The sequence below is a fragment of the Nonomuraea sp. NPDC049646 genome, from assembly GCF_044465525.1.
Classification (GTDB): domain Bacteria; phylum Actinomycetota; class Actinomycetes; order Streptosporangiales; family Streptosporangiaceae; genus Nonomuraea.
Map to the genome: position 1 here is coordinate 91,886 of NZ_JBITLU010000015.1, position 16,604 is coordinate 108,489.

The following is a 16,604-nucleotide window of genomic DNA, read 5'->3' on the forward strand; positions in this document are numbered from 1 at the left end:
ACTTTGTGGCGTTCACACCTGTATGGACTCGACGCGCGTGCGCGGGACCGTCGTCGTGGGCAGGCGGACGAACCGCAGAAAGGCCGGCAGCAGCCACGGACGCCGCCCCCAGACGGCCACCTTGCCCGTGAGCGCGGCCCGCGTCCTGGACATCCGGCCGAACAGCAGCAGGTTCAGCGCCGCCGGGTCGAACCGCACGTGCGCGTCCACCTGCGGCCCCAGCTCGGCCACCGACACCCGCCCGTGGTCGAGCGCCAGCGCGGCCGGCGCGGTGTGCGCGGAGTGGAAGCCGACGGTGATCCGGCGGGGCGGGGCGGGCGTCCCGGTGTCCATCAGATGTCCGTAGTCGTTCCTGATCATCCCGATCAGGAACAGGTCGAAGAACAGCCCGGCGTCCCGCGCGGGCACCGACCAGGGGGTACGGGTGGCGCGGGCGATGTCCCAGCCGTGCAGCAGCAGCTCGTTCAGCAGGTGGGCCAGCACGCCCGCGACGGGCACCCGCGCGTCGCCCAGCCACGGGACCGGCGTCGCCGGATCGACCTCCGCGCCGGCGCGCAGGATCTCCCGGACGTCGCCGCGCAGCCGCTCGGCCAGGACGGCCGGGTCCCGCTCGGAGAAGTGCTCGAACGCCAGCTCGTTCAGGGCGCTCACCGTGTCGACGTTCGCGCCGAGTATCGGCCCGGCCAGCTCGGGGAAGGGCGTGGTCACGTCGCCGCGCACCACGCAGGTGTAGAGCGAGGCGATCGCGGCGACGTGGGCCGCGGTCTCGGCGACGGTCCACTCCTTGGTCGCCATGGCGTGGGGATCGACGATGGAGACCAGCTTCGCGAACCGGTCGGTGGCCGCCTTGAGCGAGCCGCGCACCGACGCCCATTTGCCGTACGTGATGAGCTCGTCCATGTTCTCTCCAGAGGTCCACGATCACGCTAACCCGGGTGACCTGGGCGGTCTTCTCCGGAAATGCTCCTCTGGGGCCGTCGTGGGCCCGTCCCGGGCGGAAAAGCGGTGGCGTCGCAGGACGTCGCGGCAGTTCACTTTGAGCACCCATCCTGATCAAGAGGGAGCTCCATGATCGTTATCTCGGCGGCGTCGGGCGCGCTCGGCCGTCTCGTCATCGACCGGCTGCGGACCAGGGCGGACGTCGTCGCCGCCGTACGCGATCCGGCCCGCGCGCCCGAGGGCGTGCCGGTGCGGCGGGGCGACTACGACGATCCGGCGAGTCTGCGCACGGCGTTCGAGGGCGCCTCCCGCCTGCTCCTGATCTCGTCGCCGGAGCTCGACCCCGGCCGCCGGATCGGCCACCACCTGGCCGCCCTCGCCGCCGCCGCGGACGTGGGCGTCGGCGCCGTCGTCTACACCAGCTTCCTGGACGCCGACACCGTCGCCACGGGCATGACCGAGGCCCACCACGCCACCGAGCAGGCCCTCCTGCGCAGCGGCCTGCCGTACACGATCCTGCGCCACCCCTTCTACGGCGACGCGTTCGTCCCCCGGGTCGCGGGCGGCGAGCTGACCGGGAGCGGCGGAGGGCGCGGCCTGAACACCGCGTTCCGGTCGGACCTGGCCGAGGCGGCGGCCAACGTGCTGACCGGCGAAGGCCACGAGGGCCGCGCCTACGACTTCACCGGGCCGCTGTGGACCCACCCGGAGGTGGCCGAAGCGCTGGGCGTGCCCTACCGCGAGGTCCCCGACGCCGGCCCCGGCCCGATGGCCTGGCTGAACGCCCGGATCCGCGCAGGCGCGCTGGAGAGACAGACCCCCGACCTGGAGAACGTCCTCGGCCGCCCCGCCCGCACGATGCTCTCCCACCTCCGCGCCACCCTCTGACCGCCCTACCTCCGGCCGCGCGACATCACCACGACGATCGAGACGATGGTGGGCAGCAGAATCAGGAACACCAGGATTCCGGCAATGACGGTCCAGTCCGCGTCGGAAAAGTGCTGAGACGGCAGATCATCCTCCACCGGGCGATGCTGTCGATCACCGCCGGCCCGCCAAGGGCTCGTGCGCGGGGGTCGGGTTGACAGCCGGCTGTCGAAAGTGTTGATCATCTTGAGTTCGGCGGGTAGCGTCAGCCCTCGACGGCGATCGTATGTTCGAAAAGCCGTAACCCCCCGAGCAGAGTGGAGCAGGCTGGATGAAGACAATGCTGGGCGTGCTGGCCACCGGCCTCCTGGTCTCCGGACTCACGGCCGCGCCCGCCGCCGGAGCGGCCGGCACGGCTAGCTACCCGCTGGCGGTCACGCAGACGTCCGCCGTCGAGGTGGCCGCGTTCTGGCTGGGCAACGGCGGCGCCAACCTGGCGGACGCCACCCCCTACGCCGTCCAGACCGACATCGACGAGGTCATCCTCGGCGGTACGGTCGTTGCCGACGGCAAGCCCGGCACCGTCCCGCCCGTGCTCCCGCCCGACGGCGCCGGAGACGCCGGCAAGGGGCCCGTCAGCTCGGGCAAGGTGTTCTTCGTCGGCGCCGACGGCCTGCCGCACTGGTGCACCGGCACCGCCATGCAGTCGCAGTACCGCAACCTCGTGGCCACCGCCGGCCATTGCGGGTACGACCAGCAGTACGGCGCGGCTCTCGGCAAGTGGGTCTTCGTCCCCGGCCACTCCGCCGGCACCGCCCCGTCCGGCCTCTACGTCGGGAAGCAGCTCTTCACCCACTTCGACTTCCCCGCGTACGGCGACCACGACCGCGACTACGCCTTCGTCACCGTCCACAACGGCGTCACCTCCTCTCCCGCAGGCGAGCTGACCGACACCGGCAGGCTGGTCGACCAGGTCGGCGGACAGGGCCTGGCCTGGAACCAGCCGCTCGACTCCTCGGTCGACGTCTTCGGCTTCCCGGCCGGCGTCCACCCCGACGGCTCCCGCCCGCAGCCGGGCGACACCCTCGAAACCTTCACGGGACGCACCTCCGCCGCCCAGGCGCCCGGCCTGAAGGCCGAGGAACTCGCCGCCGTGGACTCCCCGTTCCCCGGTGAAGGCTCCCTCGGCTCCTCCTGGCTGCTGCGCTACGACAAGAGCAGTCGCGTGGGCCACCTCAACGCGATCACCATCAGCGTCGCCGACACCGACGGCGACCTGCGCTACGACAAGAGCTTCTCGCCGTACTTCGACGGCGAACTGCGCGGGGTCTACTCCGACGCGAGCACCCAGTGGAGCGGCTCCATCGTCCTGCCATAGGGCACGCCACCGGGCCGGGGGATACTGCGGTGTGCATCCTGTTGAAGGGCAAGCCCACGAGCTGGGGAGCCGCGTCTACGTGGCTCTGCGGGACGGCGGCCTCGACGCCGCCCCCGTCCTGGAACTGGCCTCCCTGCTGGAGGAATGGGGTCTGAGCACTGCGACCACGCGGGAGCTCCTGGAGTCCTCCGCCGCCCGGCCGAGCGCCGCCGATCTGGCCCGGCTGGGGCAGGGTCTTCTCGACGACATCGACTTCCGTCCGGGCTTCGCCGTCGACCCCCAGTTGTGGACGACGCTGGAGCAGGCGCTGGAGGTCGTGGAACGCGACGTCCGGGTTGCCGGGATCACCGGCCGGCTACGCCTGATCACCGATCCCTTGCGCGGGCGTCACGACGCGCAGGTGGAGTACGAGGGTTCCTACCACGGCAACGGGATCCCGCCAGAAGGGGGCAGCGACGCGCAGCGAGCGTTGCTGTCCCTCGCCGAGGCGGTCCAGGAGACCCTCATGGGGCTCACCTGGACGGTGTGGCCCGTCTGCCCCGCGCACGACCGTGGGCTGCGCGTCGGAGGGGAGGATCGCGGGCCTGTCTGGCGGTGCACCAGCGGTGGAGGGCATGTCGTCGCGCTGGTCGGCGAGTTGTCCTGAGCGCGCCGGGCCGGGGACGCCGACCGGCTCACCAGCGAGCTTCGGGCCGTGTGTAGGGTCGGGCGTCATGAGCGATGACTGGCGGCAGGACAGGATCGGCAGTGCGTTGGCGGGCCGGAATCCCACCGTCCTCAGGCGGCTGGACGCCGGCTTCGCCGTGATCGGTGACACTCAGTTCCTGCCGGGATACTCGGTTCTCCTGACGGACGAGCCCGGCGTCCAACGGCTGTCCGACCTGCCCCGGGCCAGGCGGATGGCGTTCCTGTCGGACATGGAGCTGCTCGGCGAGGCGGTCGAGCGGGCCTGCGGCGCGCTGGACCCGGCGTTCCGGCGGGTGAACCTGGAGATCCTCGGCAACACCGACCCCTTCCTGCACGCCCACGTCTGGCCGCGGTACGAGTGGGAACCGGCCCGGCTGGTCGGCCGGCCGGTGTGGCTGTATCCGCCCGAGAGCTGGTCCGACGAGCGATTCGCCCTCGGCCCGCGGCACGACCCGGTGCGCGAGGAGATCGGCCGCCGACTCGGCGAACTGCACGCGGCCCACGGAGCTCAGCCCCACACCGGCGGCTGAAGCGGACCCCGGGAACCGCCCGGTCCTGCCTCAACGCCGGACGGCCCTGCGCGGAAGCCTCGCCGACGCCCGGACCGACCTACGCGAATGCCTCGCCGACGCCGGGCGGCCCTATTCCGGGGACTCGCCGTGGGAGCGGGCGACGGTGAGGAGTTTCAGGAGGTCGGCGGCGAGGGCGGGGCTCGTCGCGACGGTCGCCCCGGAGGACAGGTCGTGGGGGCTGCCGTCGAGGTCGAGAACCAGGGCTCCGGCCTCGCGGGCGATGACGACGCCCGCCGCGGTGTCCCAAGGGTTGTTGCTGAGCATGACGCTGGCATCCACCTTGCCGTCGGCCACCCACACGAGGTCGATCGCGGCCGAGCCGAGCATCCTGACGCGCTGGACGCGCGCGGCCAGCTCCTGGGTCAGGGCGAAGCGGGGGCGGTTGCGTTCGGCCGCGTCCTCGCCCACCGCGTAGTCGCCCAGGGCGACGACGGCGTCCTGGAGTTCCCTGGCGCCGCTGACCCGGACGGGCGATCCGCCGGCCGTCGCACCGGCGCCCCGGGCGGCCGAGTAGCGGACGTCCAGGAACGGCAGGCCGACGACGCCGAGCAGCGGCACGTCCCCGTCGACCAGGCCCAGGGAGACCCCGCACAGCGGGATGCCGTGCAGGAAGTTCGCCGTGCCGTCCACGGGGTCGAGCACCCACGTCAGGCCCCGGCCCGGTCGGCTCGCGCCCTCCTCCTCGCCGAGGAAGCCCAGCTCGGGCGTCTCCTTCGACAGGAACTCGCGTACGGCGTGCTCGACGGCGAAATCGACCTCGGTGGCCATGTCGCGGTCGCCCTTGGCGGTGACGACGCCGGGAGCCCGGGTGGTGATGATCTCGCCGGCGATCGACGCGGCCCGCTCGGCGACGGGCAGCAGCGTCCGGACGTCGATGGTCATACGGGCCGTCCTAGGGCAGTTCGGAACGCGTCAGGGCCTTGGCGAACGGCTCTCCGGTGGCCCGCGCGTGCGCCATCCGCGCGCGAGCAGCGCCGAGCGTGCGCGGCCGGTAGCCGGGCCCGCCGCAGCAACTCTTGTGGAAGCCGACGCCCGCGTGCAGCAGCAGCGAGAGCACCCGCCAGGCCGCGGTGTCGCGCCGCCGGGGGGCCGCGAAGGCGGAACCCAGGTGGATCAGCGGCTCGCCGCACCGCGGGCACGACCGTCCCCGGTCACCGGGCAGCGGGTAGGGCTGCTTGTACGAGGCCCGGCAAGGCAGGCAGACGAACGACGTCTTCGCATGACCCATGCGCCCAGGGTAGCCCCCAGGGTCGGCCGGCTCCGGCTCCTGAGGGCCAGGAGCCGGAGCCGGCCGGGGTCCCGCCGACCCTTCCCTGGCGGGGTGCGGGGTGGTCAGTTCTCCTCGTACGGGGCGGGCGGCCGGAGCAGGTCGCAGCCCTCGAAGACCTGCCTCTCGGCCGCCGAGCCGGGCTTGACCTGCTTGAACCCGGCCGGCTTCGTCTCGTCCTTGGTGACGGGCTGCCAGACGCCGCCCTTGCGCAGACACTGCGCCCACGCGGCGAACTTGGCGTCCTCCTCGGGGGTGGCCGGTTCGGAGCCGCCGAGCAGCGCCGAGTCCCACTCCTTGCACGCCTTCATGGCGGCGTCGAGCTTGGCCTGGGTGACCTTGCTGACGGCGCTGGTGTCGAGGTCCTGCCCCTTGACCGGGTCCGGGATGTCGATCCCGTTCTCGCGCATGCATCCGGCGAACTTCACCGCGGTCTCGTGCCAGCTCGGCTTGCCGGAGTCGGGCGCGGGGCTGGACGAGCCGGCGAGGCTCCGCGTCCCGCACGCCGCGCTCAGGGCGAGGACGGGCAGGGCGGCCAGGACGGCGAGACGCCGCGTGCTGATCAACGCGGTTTCCTCCAATGGGTCGGCGGGCTGCCCAACACCGTGGCCCGCCGTCGTGAGGAGCCCGTCCGCTCCATGTCATGAACGGAAGCGGGCGCCGACCGGCTGGACGCCGACGCCGGGACCGCCGCCCGGTTGATCACCGCTGAGGTGGCCCGGCTCACCGCGCTCGTCGACGACCTGATGGAGATCTCCCGCTTCGACGCCGGGGCCGCCGCGCTGAACCTCAACGACGTGGACGTCGGCGCCGCCGTCGCGGCCTGCCTGCGCTCCCGCGGCTGGAGCTCGGACGTCACCGCCGACCTGCCGTCGCCGGACGTCCGCGTTCCCCTCGACCCGCGCCGCCTGGACGTCATCGTGGCCAACCTCGTCGGCAACGCGCTGCGGCACGGCGCGCCGCCCGTCGCCGTCCGGGTGCGCGCCACCGATCGGGCTGTCGCCGTCGAGGTCTCCGACCAGGGGCCCGGCCTGCCCGCCGACGTGCTCCCGCACGTCTTCGAGCGCTGCTACAAGGCCGAGCTCGCGCGGACCCGCTCCGAGGGCAGCGGCCTGGGGCTGGCCATCGCCCGCGAGAACGCCCTCCTGCACGGCGGCGACCTCACCGTGGCCCCCGGCCCGGGGGCCGTCTTCACCCTCACCCTGCCGAGGAACCGTCCGTGAGGGCCTGGCCGCTCGCGTTGGTCCTGGCCGCCTGCGCGGCCTGCGGAGTGGGCCCCACGGGCGTGATCCGCGCCGGCGAGGCGCCGCGCGGCTTCATCCAGGGGACCAGCCTGTACTTCGTGCGGCACGACCGTCTCGTGCCCGTCACCCGCCCCGAGGGCCCCGCTGGACGCCGCCGAAGCCGTCGGGCTGCTGACCGGCGGCCCCACCGCGGAGGAAGGCGAGCGGGGCTTCGTCACCAGGCTGCCGGAGAAGCTGGCCGTCCAGGTGAGCGACGACGCGTTCGCCCCGGCCGAGGGCGCCGGCCTGTCGCGGACGGCGACCGGGCAGCTCGTCTGCACGATCGCCGCCGCCACCGCCGCCGAGCGCGGCGTGAAGGTGGACGACGTACGGGTGACCGTGCCGGGCGCCGGGCAGGCCCGCTGCGCGCACTTCACCTGACCCCCCACCCTACGTAACGGATTAGTCACTCAAACGACTATGGTCACGATAAGTGATCACTCGACAGCATTGGGTCTCCCCGAGGAGTGGAGGCAGATGTGGCCAGTGAGTTCCAGCGGAAGAAGGTCGGCGGCGTCTTCCGGGCGATGGACGTCGACGGCGACGGCCGGCTGACCCAGGCCGACTTCCAGGCGCTCGCCCACCGCTGGTCGGCCGTCGCGGGGCCGGCCGGCCCGGAGCGGCTGACCTCCGTCATGACCGGCTGGTGGCCGGTGCTCCGGGCCGCCTCCGGCGGCGACGCCGGCGTCTCCCTCGACCAGGTGCTCAGCGTGGTCGACGTGCTCGGCGACATGACCGACGCGGTCACCGGCACCGCCGACGCGATGTTCGAGGCCATCGACCTCAACGGCGACGGCCTCATCTCCCGCTCGGAGTACGGCGCGCTGATCGAGACGTGGAACGGCGCGCCCTCGGCCACCGACGACATCTTCCCCCGCCTCGACCTGGACGGCGACGGCCACCTCTCACGCGAGGAGTTCCGCCTCCACTGGACCGAGTTCTGGGCCGGCGACGACCCGGACGCCCCCGGCTCATACGTGTTCGGCGCCCCGCCCGAATGACCGCTTCCCGGGGCCACTGGAGCGTCGCGGCCGGGTCAGGGGTCAGGGCCGGATCGTATGATCCGTCTCATGTCGATCCCCCGAGCGGTCGCCGTGGTCGTCGACGGCAGCCGGGTCCTGGTCATCAAGCGGTACTTCCGGCGCGGCGCCGGCGTCGCCTGCGGCATCTGCACCGCCAAAGGGCGACAAGGGCAGCCGTGTCCCGGGCACCACTACGCGCTTCTTCCGGGAGGCCACGTGGAGGACGGCGAGTCGCCGGAGAGCGCCGCGGTCCGCGAGCTCCACGAGGAGACGACGCTCACCGCGACGATCGACCGGTTGCTCTTCGCCGGCTCGCACAACGGCCGGCCCGCCTTCTACTTCCTCATGCGGGACGTGCTCGGCGTCCCGTCGCTCTCCGGTGACGAAGCCGTGGACCACGGGCCGGACAACACCTTCGAGCTCAGGTGGGCGAGCGCCGCCGAGTTCGGGCGGCTCGGCCTCTACCCCGCCGACGTGCGCGAGCCGCTCACCCGGCTGCTCCACAGCTGACCCCGCCCCCCGAACCCACCGGGCCACGTGGGCAGGACGATCTCCGCCCCAGGGTTCTCCCATGAACAGGTCCCTACCATTGGCGCCCATCACCCCTGCCAACGTCGAGATGGCCCTCGCCGTGAAGGTCCGTCCCGATCAGGAGCGGTTCGTGTCGCCGGTGGCGAAGTCCCTCGCGGAGGCCTACGTGCAGCCGCAGGTGGCCCGGCCGCGCCTCATCCTGGACGGTGATCGTCCCGCCGGTTTCCTCATGGCGTTTCTGGACATCGACTGGAACGGCAAGGGCGTCGACTTCAGGTCCGGCCTGTGGCGGCACGCGGCTGTACGTCACGTGGGAGCCAGGGGAAGGCGGCCCCGAGGACTTCTACCGCAAGCTCGGCTTCCAGCTCACGGTCGAGGAGAGCGGCGGCTGTCTGCACGGCGCGGGGCAGGGGGGGAGGAGTAGATCGCCGTCGTGTCGTCGCCGATCTCCGCGGCGATCCGCCGCCCGAGCTGTGCTGCTTGCCAGTGTCCGGTGTCGGTGAGGCCGCGGCATCCGTTCGGGCCGCCTATCACGCCCTCCTGCTTGTGGCGGGAGTCCCCGTGACGTACGAAGAACATCCGAGTTCGCATGCTGTGGATCATGCCAAGGGGGCGGCCGTCGAGGCACCCGCAGTCGGACGTTCCTCGCGAGGGTGCGCCTCGTATCCTTGATCGGGTCGCCGAGGGCGCGGCCGTGGAGGGAACGGGATGAGTCGTTACTCACGGGTCGTGGTGAAGCTGAGCGGCGAGGCGCTTGCCGGAGATGCCGGTTGGGGAAGCGATCCGGCGAGTCTCGCTCAGCTGGCGGATGAAATCCTCTCCGTCAGTACGCTGGGCGTCGAGGTCGCGGTGGTCATCGGCGGCGGCAACTACTTCCGCGGCCGGATGGCCGACGGCTGGGGGATAGGCCGCGCCGAAGCCGACAACATCGGCATGCTCGGCACGGTGATGAACGCGCTGATGCTGCGTGGCGTGCTCACCGCGCGGTCGCAGACGGATGTGCGGGTGATGACGGCAGTGCCGATGCAGAGCGTCGCGGAGCCCTTCATCCGGCTGCGCGCCGACCGGCACCTTCGCCGCGGGCTGATCGTCCTGCTCGCCGGTGGCATCGGCCAGCCGTATGTCACGACGGACTATCCGGCTGTCCAGCGGGCCCTGGAGCTTGAGGCGGACGCGCTGCTGGTCGCCAAGCGCGGGGTCGACGGGGTGTACGACAGCGACCCCAACGTGAACCCGGACGCCAAGCGGTACACCGACCTCACCTATCGAGAGGCTCTGGCGGCAGGGGTGCGGGTGATGGACCAGAGCGCCTTCGTGCTCGCCAACGAACAAGGGCTGGTCATGCACGTGTTCGACGTGGCGGCGACGGGCGTGATGAAGGCGATCTGCCAGGGAGAAGACGTGGGAACGAGGATCACCCGGGATCCGGAACACTCCAGGGCGTGAGCCGATGGCAAGATCACCGTCATGACGGACAGCGATGATCTCCTTCGGCGCGTGTCGGCGAAGGCGTGCGAGACCACGGAGCTCCTTCCTCCTCCCGCGACGGCGGAGGAGGTGGCACAGGCGGAACGCGCGTTGGGCTTTCGACTCCCTCCGCTGCTCACCCGGCTCTACCGCGAGGTGGCCAACGGCGGCTTCGGCCCCGACTACCAGCTTCTCCCGCTCGCCGGAGAAGGACGTACCGCCGTGAACGAATACCGCAAGATCCGGGAGACCTCAGGACCCGGCGCTGACGCGCACTGGCCGGCGGACGTCCTGCCCGTCCTGGACTGGGGGTGCGGCATGTACGCCGCCGTGGACTGCCGCAGCCCCGAGGGCGCCGTACTGCTCTTCGAGCCGAACGGGGTCGGCGATGACTGGCACCACGCCTGGTATGCCGACTCGGAGAGCCTGACCGAGTGGCTGGAGACCTGGCTCTCCGAAACGGGCTGGTACGAAGAGGGCGCCGACGAAGACGGTGAGCTGCGGCCATGGGAGTCCGCTCAGCAGCGGCTGGCGGAATGAGGCGCCTTTCGAGGGGCCGCTTCTGGCCTGGAGACCTGTTTCCGTAGGCGTCCGCTGAGACCTGCTGCCGTTCGGAGATCAAAGCGGTTGCGCGGCGGGGAGCCGGCGGCACATCATCTGAGACGTGGCCGCCCTGCCTGACCCCCTGCCCGTGCTCTTCGACTGCGGCTGTTCGGACATCTACCACTGCCCGCGCGCCGGGGAAGTCGAATGCCTCCGGCACAGCGGCTTCGCCGTTCGCCGCGACGCGCTTGAGCAGCACATCCCGGTTCGTGCCGCCACCAGCCATCAGGAGGCCCTGTGACGGAGGAAAGGGAAGTACCCGTAGGCCAGGCCCTGAACGGCCTCGACGTCTACCCGCTTCCCGACGGCTGGACCGCTCTGGGCGCGATAGTCCTCGTGAAGTGCCTCGACGAGGAAGGCCATTCCTCATGGGCCTTCCGAACCACGGACGGGCTGAGCGATGAGGAACTCCTCGGCGCCCTGACCGTCCGAACCGACCTCCTCCGCCGCAAGCTGTACGAGGCGTACACGGGCGACGAGGACGACGAATAGACCAGTAGGTCTGCCCGGCGACGCGCGCGATTACGTCCGTCGGCGAAGGAAGGCCAGCGGGACGCAGACGAACGTGGTGATGATCATCATCGCCAAGAAGGGCAGCATGTCGACTCGAATGTTCATCTCCGGCTGGTAGGTGTTCATGTACCACTCGTCCAGCGCGGCCAGGAGCCAGGCGGCTGCCGGCCACAAGAGGTAATGGGAGTGCCGCTGGGTGTGTCGAAACGCCAAGTACAAGGCCACGAGGATGACTCCGCCCACTGTCAGGGGGGTCGTCCGATAAAGCATTCCGATCAGTTCGGCCACGTGAACACCTCAATATGTAGGTGAAGCTCCGCCACTATAGGTTTATTGCAGCGGCGCGCGCATCTCCGCTGTCGGACGCTGTTGTCCGCCGCCGTTCCGTCTGAAGGTGAAGCAGGCCGTCGTTACGGGGCGGGAGAGGTTGAGCGTCCAAGGCCCGCTCGGTTCGTGTCGTGTGCGATCATCGTGGTCATGTCATCGATCAGAAAGGGCCATGCCGCGTAGGCGCCCTTCGGAGGTCCGTACGCGTGGATCGGCGTGCGGGACCCACAGAGCTGTGATCCATCACGTTCCTGGGCTCGGCCCTCGTCCGATGGCCGCGGTGATCGCCCTGGAACACACCCGCATGTGGCCCGGCGCGGTGGCGGCGGCCCTTGCGGCTTGGCAGGAGGCGGTCCTGATGGGGACCGCCGGCCGTGCCTTCTTCAGGTGTCAGTGCGAGGAGTGCACGGGAGAAGCACCCCGTTGGCGACTGCAACAGGCGCTCATCGGCTTACCACCGTGGGCAAGGGCGCGCCTGTACGCCTCGGTCCTGCCGCTCGATCTGTACTACCTCCGCCGCACCTCACCAATGTCGCCTACGTCGCCCGATTCGGATTGGGCCTGGTGGCAACGACGTCGTCGGCGCGAGGACCCGAGCGCGCAGAGACGCAAGGGGGCGACGTGTTGAACGGGTTGTGGCTTTCAGTGAGGAGCACCCTCACCGGCTGTGCCTCTGCGGACCTCCCGAGGGGCACGGCGGACGCCCTCGGCGGCTACGTCGAACCGCGGGTGCCTGCGTGGTGATGTCGGGGTTCGTAGGCGCGAAGGAGCCAGGCGCACACCCCTTTCCGAGGCCACCTCCGCCTGATCGGCCGACGTCACATGAATGGTGACCTAGGTCCCGGGGCGACGGCATCGCGTGGACCATGCTCCGTCGGGTCCTGGTCGATCTCCGGCCGCCCGCTCCTCAACCGAACGTTCACTGTCGAAGCTGAGCCGATCGCCGACGTTGAGCAGGAGCGGCGACTCCAGTTCGAACACGTAGCCGTCGTCCGTCTCGACCTCGTCCGCTATCAGACTCCTGGGCGGGGGCGTTCTGCCTTCATGGTGGAAGATGCCCACACGACTGAGAGGCCGCCATCTTCGCTTGCCTGCACCCCGTCGACTCGCGCAAGGGTAATCGGGCACTGGGCTGCCTAGCTTGTCCCGGCCCGGTGGTGGGCGGGATGATCAGGCTTCCATCCCAGCCACTCGTGGCGTGTAGAGGCGAAAGCGTCATCCCGAGCCGGAGAGCCCCAGCCGGAGGCTTGTATGGCTCAATTCCTCGCGTCGTTTCCTTCCTTGTGGCGTGCGGGCTGGCGGCGTCATCAACCGCCAGTCCAGTTAGTAGACGTTGAAAAGCAGAAGCGGCATTCTTGTCCCCAACGTCGCGATGATCGAATGGTGGGTTGTAGTGACTGATGCTCTGTCTCTGCTGGTGTTATGGGCTGGCTCTGCAGCGGCGTTCTTCTTCCTTATCTACTGGGCGGTTCGGCTGGCGATCAGACATGAGAAACAGTGGGTGCCTTCACCGAACGAGGCCGGATCGCAGCGGCGCAGAGCGCGACGCCATTCAGGATGAGGAGCCCGTCGGTCCAAGAAGTCTTCTGGGCTATGGGACGACTCGATATTCGTACTGACGGCGGCCGCAAGCTGGGCGTGCGTGTTGTGCTTAGGCGTGGAGCTTCGGGCTGAAGCGGATATGGCTTCGTCTGCGGATGCGTCATGACCTGCAGGGGAGCGCGGCGTGATCAGGCGCTCCCCATCCCGGCCCGCGGTTTGTTCCGGTCCTTTCAAGGCCGCCGTTCCAGCTGATGGGGGCGGTGGATGTCTGAGCATCGGGGTGCCACTGACTCCCCGCTGATCGCCGCCCGAACGGGCACGCAACGGGCACGCCCCCTCCGAGCCGGAGGTCCTGGAGGGCGGGTGATCGCGACTGCACCGAGGGGCGCCGAGCTGGACAGGCGCTCAACCCTCCTCAAGTTGCCGCAGGTACTCGGCCAGTTCGGGGACTGTCGGAAGAACCTGCGGGTCGACGCTCTTCCGGATCAGCCCGGCCTCCTCATCCCCGCGTTGCCCTTCGAGGATGACGACGACGAACTCAGGCGGAAGTGAGCTGTGGAGGTCGCCCCGGCGCGCTGTCGCGGTGATCGCTTTGCAGACGTTGGCCATGGCGGAGTCGTGCGCCGCATCGAGCGCGTTCAACGCCGCATACCGATCAGCCTCGGAGGCGGTGGGCGCCAAATGCTCTTCGGCGAGACGGTGATACCACGGCGACATCGCATTGCTCGGGACGTCCAGGACGTCCCACCGCCACTCCGGCGGGGTGAACCGCGTCGAGTACCCATGGTCCTCGTGCACCGCTGCCTCAGTGTTGGCGGCCAGGGCAGGGGGGAGGATCTGGATGTCGTCCATGTAGAAGAGGTGGAAGGCCGCGCCGTACAGCCGCTCGCCGGGGGACGCCGCTGCAAGGTCACTCAGGGTGCGGCATGCGCTGTCATGCCATGCGTTCTCGAAGGCGCCCCAGTCCATCGCCGCATGCTAGTGCGGATCTTGCAGCCCTGGCCGTCCGGATACCGAGGGGTTCCGGTGCCGACATTGGTGAAGGGGCGCACAGCGGGTGCGAGAGACCGAACACAGGCACCGCGCTCAGGGGTGACGAACTGGGCTCTCCAGGAGCGGGTGACGGGAATCGAACCCGCGCCGTCAGCTTGGGAACCGCAGCCATTGACCAGGGGCTTCACGCCTCGTGTGAGGGCTGGCCTTCTCGTGGAGCTCCCAGGTGTCCGCCTTGGCCCACTTCGTGCGCCTCGCGGAGCCAGCCGGCGAATTCCTCATCAAGCTCAGCGAGATCAGAGATTCGGAAGGAATGAACGTACAGCCGCTTCGTGTACGGAGCCACGCTGGTGATGCGAGAGTCGTCGCTGATCGTACGCTGGATGTCGAAGTAACCTCGGAGCCCTCGCGCGTCCGGCTTCGCTCCGGCGAATCCACGACGTGTTCCCTTGACGGTGATCATGCTCTTGGACACCGCATACGTGAAGGGGCCGCATGCCGCAACCAGCCTGACGAATTCGCGGTACAGGGCCACCGATGTGTCGGGCTTGCCTTCAAGGTGGTCGTCGATCGTCCAGGTCTCATGGTCCATGGACCGAGAAAGTAGCAGGCGGCAGCGACGGTTTCCGGACTGCAAATCCGTACGTTCTCCCCTGCCTGACGCTCCTTTGTGCCAGGGCGCGTTGCGCGAGGTCTCGTCACGATCCGCGGTTGTCGGACGACAAGGCCAGGTAGACCGCGCCGGCCGAGTTCAGGATGTTGATCCACCCAGGATGGTCGAGGTAGGCGTCATGCGAGTCCCGAAATCCCAGTCGTCAAGATGGACGCCGTTACAGACCTCGTTGAGAGCATTGTTGATCGCGAGGGCGTCGTCCGGACCCAGTTTCACGGTGATCACTTCGGCGGTCGCACCAACGATTTCCACGAGCGCATTGTGCATGTTGAGGTGCACCGCGCGCATCTCCCCTGTCTGATCACCCCGTGGCCCTGGCCCGCTCGGCTTGTCCGGGGTCGACGGTGGGCGGGATGATCAGGCTTCCACCTCGACCAGCTACGGGCCTCTGCTCGTGCTCATGCGCTCATCCCGGAGCCGAGGCCCCGCCGGAGGCATGAAGCGGGTGAGAGTTACGAAGGGCTCCTTGCGTGTAACCCGTCCCAGTTGAAAGATGCGTGTTCATGATAAGAGAGTCGCAAATCCTGGCCTGTTCCGGGGTGCTGTATCCGCCTGAGGGGTTTCGGCACGTCGGCGTTCAGATATGGCAGGCGAGGCAGTTGGCTGGTGTGCGTAAGCCGCGGATGTGCCTCATCGCGACGGCGGTGGGTGACTCGCGGGAATTCATCGACGGCTGGTACGCGCGGGCCGCGGCGTTCGGTGACGCGGACTTGTCCCATCTCCAGTTGTTCACGCAGCCGAACGTGCGCGACGTGCGGGCGCACCTCCTTGCCCAGGATGTGATCTTCGTGTCCGGGGGGAGCGTGGTGAACCTGCTGGCGGTCTGGCGGGCGCACCGCCTTGATGAAATTCTGCGGGAGTGCTGGGAGAAGGGCGTCGTACTGGCCGGTCAGAGCGCGGGCAGCCTGTGCTGGCACACGGGCGGTGTGACCGACTCCTTCGGCGACGATCTCGATGCTCTCAATGACGGCTTGGGATTCCTGCCGTTCAGCAATGGCGTCCATGATGACTTGGGCGATCAGCCCCGGCGGGCTCGGTTCCGCGAACTCGTGGGCACCGGGAGGCTGCCGGCGGGATACGCCACTGAGGACGGAGTCGCCCTCCGCTACGTGGGCACCGAACTGCACGAGGTCGTGAGCGTCCTTCCCGACCGGAACGCATGGTTCGTCGAGGCAGACGGCGATGGCGGGTACCGGGAAAAGGCGCTTTCGGCTCGCTGCTGGGTTCCGTGAAAGTTGCGCTGGAGCTTGCCGCGCCACAACACGAGTGCGCGGCCCGGGCCGCCGGCGGCCGGGACCGCCCCCAGGCCGCATGCCCGGACGGCGGGCGGGCGGAGGGCCGGGGGGTGCGGCGGCGCGCCGCGCCGCCGCAGTGCTCACGCTGTGTCCGCTCGGTGACTGAGGAGCAGATTCATCACGTGGGTGAAGCTAGCCGTGAGCGAGTCGGGCACGGCTTTGCCCTTTGCGGCTGTCGCGAAGGATGGGGCGGCCGATGACGCCGTTCTTCGCCTGCATGCCCTCGGACAGAAGGTGTCGCCGTTCGTTGGCCACATGGTCAGCGTTCTCATGGCCCGGGCGGATGACTTCCGGGCAGGCGTGCAGCAGGATCGAGGTCTCGATCTCTCCGGCGTGCATGTCTTCGTGCATGGAGCTGGACAGCTGTGCGGCGGCTCGGGCATGTCCAAGGCCGGACGCCGGACGGTGGGCATCCCGCAGGGCATCGTCCCGATCCTCCGGGAGTACATGGACACCCTGGGCCAGGACGAGCCGGGCGCGCTCATGTCCCCGGCAGCCAAGGGCGGACCGATGCGCCGGAGTGGCTTCAACACCCGTACGCGGTGGGTGGACGTCGTCACGGAGACGGGCTTGCCAGGGCTTCATTTGCGTGACCTGAGGCACACGGGCAACATGCTGGCGGGCCGAGTCCGGCGCGGGCCTCAA

General features: G+C 69.7%; 24 protein-coding genes. 13 read left to right on the top strand and 11 right to left on the bottom strand.

Annotated elements, in window-relative coordinates; all coding sequences use genetic code 11:
- Nucleotides 1-12 precede the first annotated feature (12 nt).
- Nucleotides 13-900 carry a maleylpyruvate isomerase N-terminal domain-containing protein gene (locus ACIBQ8_RS36885; RefSeq protein ID WP_397194370.1) on the bottom strand — a complete coding sequence of 296 codons (888 nt, stop codon included), beginning with the start codon at nt 898-900 and terminating at the stop codon, nt 13-15.
- Between the two features lie 168 nt (nt 901-1,068).
- Here ACIBQ8_RS36885 and ACIBQ8_RS36890 point away from each other — a divergent pair, with 168 nt between their 5' ends.
- Nucleotides 1,069-1,827, top strand: a complete 759-nt coding sequence (locus ACIBQ8_RS36890) for an NAD(P)H-binding protein (protein ID WP_397194371.1) — start codon at nt 1,069-1,071, stop codon at nt 1,825-1,827.
- Between the two features lie 5 nt (nt 1,828-1,832).
- Here ACIBQ8_RS36890 and ACIBQ8_RS36895 read toward each other — a convergent pair whose 3' ends face one another.
- Nucleotides 1,833-1,964 carry a hypothetical protein gene (locus ACIBQ8_RS36895; protein WP_397194372.1) on the bottom strand — a complete coding sequence of 44 codons (132 nt, stop codon included), beginning with the start codon at nt 1,962-1,964 and terminating at the stop codon, nt 1,833-1,835.
- A gap of 173 nt (nt 1,965-2,137) precedes the next feature.
- On the opposite strand from ACIBQ8_RS36895, the gene ACIBQ8_RS36900 reads away from it, so the two are divergent.
- The 3 genes from ACIBQ8_RS36900 to ACIBQ8_RS36910 all read left to right on the top strand — a co-directional run bounded on the left by ACIBQ8_RS36900 (nt 2,138) and on the right by ACIBQ8_RS36910 (nt 4,401).
- A complete protein-coding gene (locus ACIBQ8_RS36900; protein ID WP_397194373.1) occupies nt 2,138-3,184 on the top strand; it encodes a trypsin-like serine peptidase in 1,047 nt (348 codons plus the stop codon).
- Nucleotides 3,185-3,263: 79 nt separating this feature from the next.
- Entirely contained in the window at nt 3,264-3,830 is a 567-nt protein-coding gene (locus ACIBQ8_RS36905) for a hypothetical protein (RefSeq protein ID WP_397194374.1), read from the top strand.
- Nucleotides 3,831-3,897: 67 nt separating this feature from the next.
- Complete coding sequence (locus ACIBQ8_RS36910) at nt 3,898-4,401, top strand: HIT family protein (protein WP_397194375.1); 504 nt, start codon at nt 3,898-3,900, stop codon at nt 4,399-4,401.
- Between the two features lie 111 nt (nt 4,402-4,512).
- On the opposite strand, the gene ACIBQ8_RS36915 is transcribed toward ACIBQ8_RS36910, so the two are convergent.
- From ACIBQ8_RS36915 to ACIBQ8_RS36925, 3 genes are all read right to left on the bottom strand, one after another.
- Nucleotides 4,513-5,325 (bottom strand): inositol monophosphatase family protein, encoded by an 813-nt coding sequence (locus ACIBQ8_RS36915; protein ID WP_397194376.1) that lies wholly within the window; start codon nt 5,323-5,325, stop codon nt 4,513-4,515.
- A 10-nt stretch (nt 5,326-5,335) separates the two neighbouring features.
- A complete protein-coding gene (locus ACIBQ8_RS36920; protein ID WP_397194377.1) occupies nt 5,336-5,671 on the bottom strand; it encodes a hypothetical protein in 336 nt (111 codons plus the stop codon).
- 104 nt (nt 5,672-5,775) lie between these two features.
- Nucleotides 5,776-6,276 carry a hypothetical protein gene (locus ACIBQ8_RS36925; protein WP_397194378.1) on the bottom strand — a complete coding sequence of 167 codons (501 nt, stop codon included), beginning with the start codon at nt 6,274-6,276 and terminating at the stop codon, nt 5,776-5,778.
- Between the two features lie 132 nt (nt 6,277-6,408).
- On the opposite strand from ACIBQ8_RS36925, the gene ACIBQ8_RS36930 reads away from it, so the two are divergent.
- The 4 genes from ACIBQ8_RS36930 (at nt 6,409) to ACIBQ8_RS36945 (ending at nt 8,525) form a co-directional block, all read left to right on the top strand.
- Entirely contained in the window at nt 6,409-6,933 is a 525-nt protein-coding gene (locus ACIBQ8_RS36930; RefSeq protein WP_397194379.1) for a sensor histidine kinase, read from the top strand.
- A gap of 267 nt (nt 6,934-7,200) precedes the next feature.
- The gene (locus tag ACIBQ8_RS36935; protein WP_397194380.1) at nt 7,201-7,374 is read left to right on the top strand and encodes a hypothetical protein; all 174 of its coding nucleotides are present in this window, start codon (nt 7,201-7,203) and stop codon (nt 7,372-7,374) included.
- A 98-nt stretch (nt 7,375-7,472) separates the two neighbouring features.
- The gene (locus ACIBQ8_RS36940) at nt 7,473-7,994 is read left to right on the top strand and encodes an EF-hand domain-containing protein (protein ID WP_352355651.1); all 522 of its coding nucleotides are present in this window, start codon (nt 7,473-7,475) and stop codon (nt 7,992-7,994) included.
- A gap of 69 nt (nt 7,995-8,063) precedes the next feature.
- Nucleotides 8,064-8,525, top strand: coding sequence for an NUDIX hydrolase (locus ACIBQ8_RS36945; RefSeq protein WP_397173252.1), 462 nt, complete (start codon nt 8,064-8,066; stop codon nt 8,523-8,525).
- Nucleotides 8,526-8,912: 387 nt separating this feature from the next.
- Here the strand turns inward: ACIBQ8_RS36945 and ACIBQ8_RS36950 are convergent, their stop codons facing one another.
- Nucleotides 8,913-9,149, bottom strand: a complete 237-nt coding sequence (locus ACIBQ8_RS36950) for a phosphoglycerate mutase family protein (RefSeq protein WP_397194381.1) — start codon at nt 9,147-9,149, stop codon at nt 8,913-8,915.
- Between the two features lie 126 nt (nt 9,150-9,275).
- On the opposite strand from ACIBQ8_RS36950, the gene pyrH reads away from it, so the two are divergent.
- The 4 genes from pyrH to ACIBQ8_RS36970 all read left to right on the top strand — a co-directional run bounded on the left by pyrH (nt 9,276) and on the right by ACIBQ8_RS36970 (nt 11,108).
- A complete protein-coding gene (gene pyrH / locus ACIBQ8_RS36955; protein ID WP_397173256.1) occupies nt 9,276-9,992 on the top strand; it encodes a UMP kinase in 717 nt (238 codons plus the stop codon).
- A gap of 21 nt (nt 9,993-10,013) precedes the next feature.
- Nucleotides 10,014-10,553 carry an SMI1/KNR4 family protein gene (locus ACIBQ8_RS36960; RefSeq protein WP_397194382.1) on the top strand — a complete coding sequence of 180 codons (540 nt, stop codon included), beginning with the start codon at nt 10,014-10,016 and terminating at the stop codon, nt 10,551-10,553.
- Between the two features lie 124 nt (nt 10,554-10,677).
- Nucleotides 10,678-10,857, top strand: a complete 180-nt coding sequence (locus tag ACIBQ8_RS36965) for a hypothetical protein (protein ID WP_397173260.1) — start codon at nt 10,678-10,680, stop codon at nt 10,855-10,857.
- On the top strand, nt 10,854-11,108 hold the full coding sequence (locus ACIBQ8_RS36970) for a hypothetical protein (protein WP_357967010.1): 255 nt from the start codon (nt 10,854-10,856) through the stop codon (nt 11,106-11,108). Before ACIBQ8_RS36965 ends, ACIBQ8_RS36970 begins: the two co-directional genes overlap by 4 nt.
- A 30-nt stretch (nt 11,109-11,138) precedes the next feature.
- Here ACIBQ8_RS36970 and ACIBQ8_RS36975 read toward each other — a convergent pair whose 3' ends face one another.
- The 4 genes from ACIBQ8_RS36975 to ACIBQ8_RS36990 all read right to left on the bottom strand — a co-directional run bounded on the left by ACIBQ8_RS36975 (nt 11,139) and on the right by ACIBQ8_RS36990 (nt 14,952).
- Complete coding sequence (locus ACIBQ8_RS36975) at nt 11,139-11,417, bottom strand: hypothetical protein (protein WP_397194383.1); 279 nt, start codon at nt 11,415-11,417, stop codon at nt 11,139-11,141.
- Nucleotides 11,418-13,403: 1,986 nt separating this feature from the next.
- Nucleotides 13,404-13,967 (bottom strand): hypothetical protein, encoded by a 564-nt coding sequence (locus ACIBQ8_RS36980; RefSeq protein ID WP_397194385.1) that lies wholly within the window; start codon nt 13,965-13,967, stop codon nt 13,404-13,406.
- A gap of 208 nt (nt 13,968-14,175) precedes the next feature.
- Entirely contained in the window at nt 14,176-14,583 is a 408-nt protein-coding gene (locus ACIBQ8_RS36985; protein ID WP_397194386.1) for a DUF5655 domain-containing protein, read from the bottom strand.
- A gap of 159 nt (nt 14,584-14,742) precedes the next feature.
- Nucleotides 14,743-14,952 (bottom strand): hypothetical protein, encoded by a 210-nt coding sequence (locus ACIBQ8_RS36990; RefSeq protein ID WP_397194387.1) that lies wholly within the window; start codon nt 14,950-14,952, stop codon nt 14,743-14,745.
- A gap of 215 nt (nt 14,953-15,167) precedes the next feature.
- On the opposite strand from ACIBQ8_RS36990, the gene ACIBQ8_RS36995 reads away from it, so the two are divergent.
- Nucleotides 15,168-15,896, top strand: a complete 729-nt coding sequence (locus tag ACIBQ8_RS36995) for a Type 1 glutamine amidotransferase-like domain-containing protein (RefSeq protein ID WP_397194388.1) — start codon at nt 15,168-15,170, stop codon at nt 15,894-15,896.
- 195 nt (nt 15,897-16,091) lie between these two features.
- On the opposite strand, the gene ACIBQ8_RS37000 is transcribed toward ACIBQ8_RS36995, so the two are convergent.
- Entirely contained in the window at nt 16,092-16,544 is a 453-nt protein-coding gene (locus ACIBQ8_RS37000) for a creatininase family protein (protein WP_397194389.1), read from the bottom strand.
- Nucleotides 16,545-16,604: the final 60 nt, after the last annotated feature.

Coding starts and splice junctions, on each gene's coding strand:
- ACIBQ8_RS36915 (WP_397194376.1), bottom strand. CDS start 5,325: ATGACCATCGACGTCCGGACGCTGCTGCCCGTCGCCGAGCGGGCCGCG.
- ACIBQ8_RS36900 (WP_397194373.1), top strand. CDS start 2,138: ATGAAGACAATGCTGGGCGTGCTGGCCACCGGCCTCCTGGTCTCCGGA.
- ACIBQ8_RS36985 (WP_397194386.1), bottom strand. CDS start 14,583: ATGGACCATGAGACCTGGACGATCGACGACCACCTTGAAGGCAAGCCC.
- ACIBQ8_RS36990 (WP_397194387.1), bottom strand. CDS start 14,952: ATGCGCGCGGTGCACCTCAACATGCACAATGCGCTCGTGGAAATCGTT.
- ACIBQ8_RS36885 (WP_397194370.1), bottom strand. CDS start 900: ATGGACGAGCTCATCACGTACGGCAAATGGGCGTCGGTGCGCGGCTCG.
- ACIBQ8_RS36910 (WP_397194375.1), top strand. CDS start 3,898: ATGAGCGATGACTGGCGGCAGGACAGGATCGGCAGTGCGTTGGCGGGC.
- ACIBQ8_RS36980 (WP_397194385.1), bottom strand. CDS start 13,967: ATGGACTGGGGCGCCTTCGAGAACGCATGGCATGACAGCGCATGCCGC.
- ACIBQ8_RS36890 (WP_397194371.1), top strand. CDS start 1,069: ATGATCGTTATCTCGGCGGCGTCGGGCGCGCTCGGCCGTCTCGTCATC.
- ACIBQ8_RS36950 (WP_397194381.1), bottom strand. CDS start 9,149: ATGATCCACAGCATGCGAACTCGGATGTTCTTCGTACGTCACGGGGAC.
- ACIBQ8_RS36920 (WP_397194377.1), bottom strand. CDS start 5,671: ATGGGTCATGCGAAGACGTCGTTCGTCTGCCTGCCTTGCCGGGCCTCG.
- ACIBQ8_RS37000 (WP_397194389.1), bottom strand. CDS start 16,544: ATGAAGCCCTGGCAAGCCCGTCTCCGTGACGACGTCCACCCACCGCGT.
- ACIBQ8_RS36995 (WP_397194388.1), top strand. CDS start 15,168: ATGATAAGAGAGTCGCAAATCCTGGCCTGTTCCGGGGTGCTGTATCCG.
- ACIBQ8_RS36945 (WP_397173252.1), top strand. CDS start 8,064: ATGTCGATCCCCCGAGCGGTCGCCGTGGTCGTCGACGGCAGCCGGGTC.
- ACIBQ8_RS36960 (WP_397194382.1), top strand. CDS start 10,014: ATGACGGACAGCGATGATCTCCTTCGGCGCGTGTCGGCGAAGGCGTGC.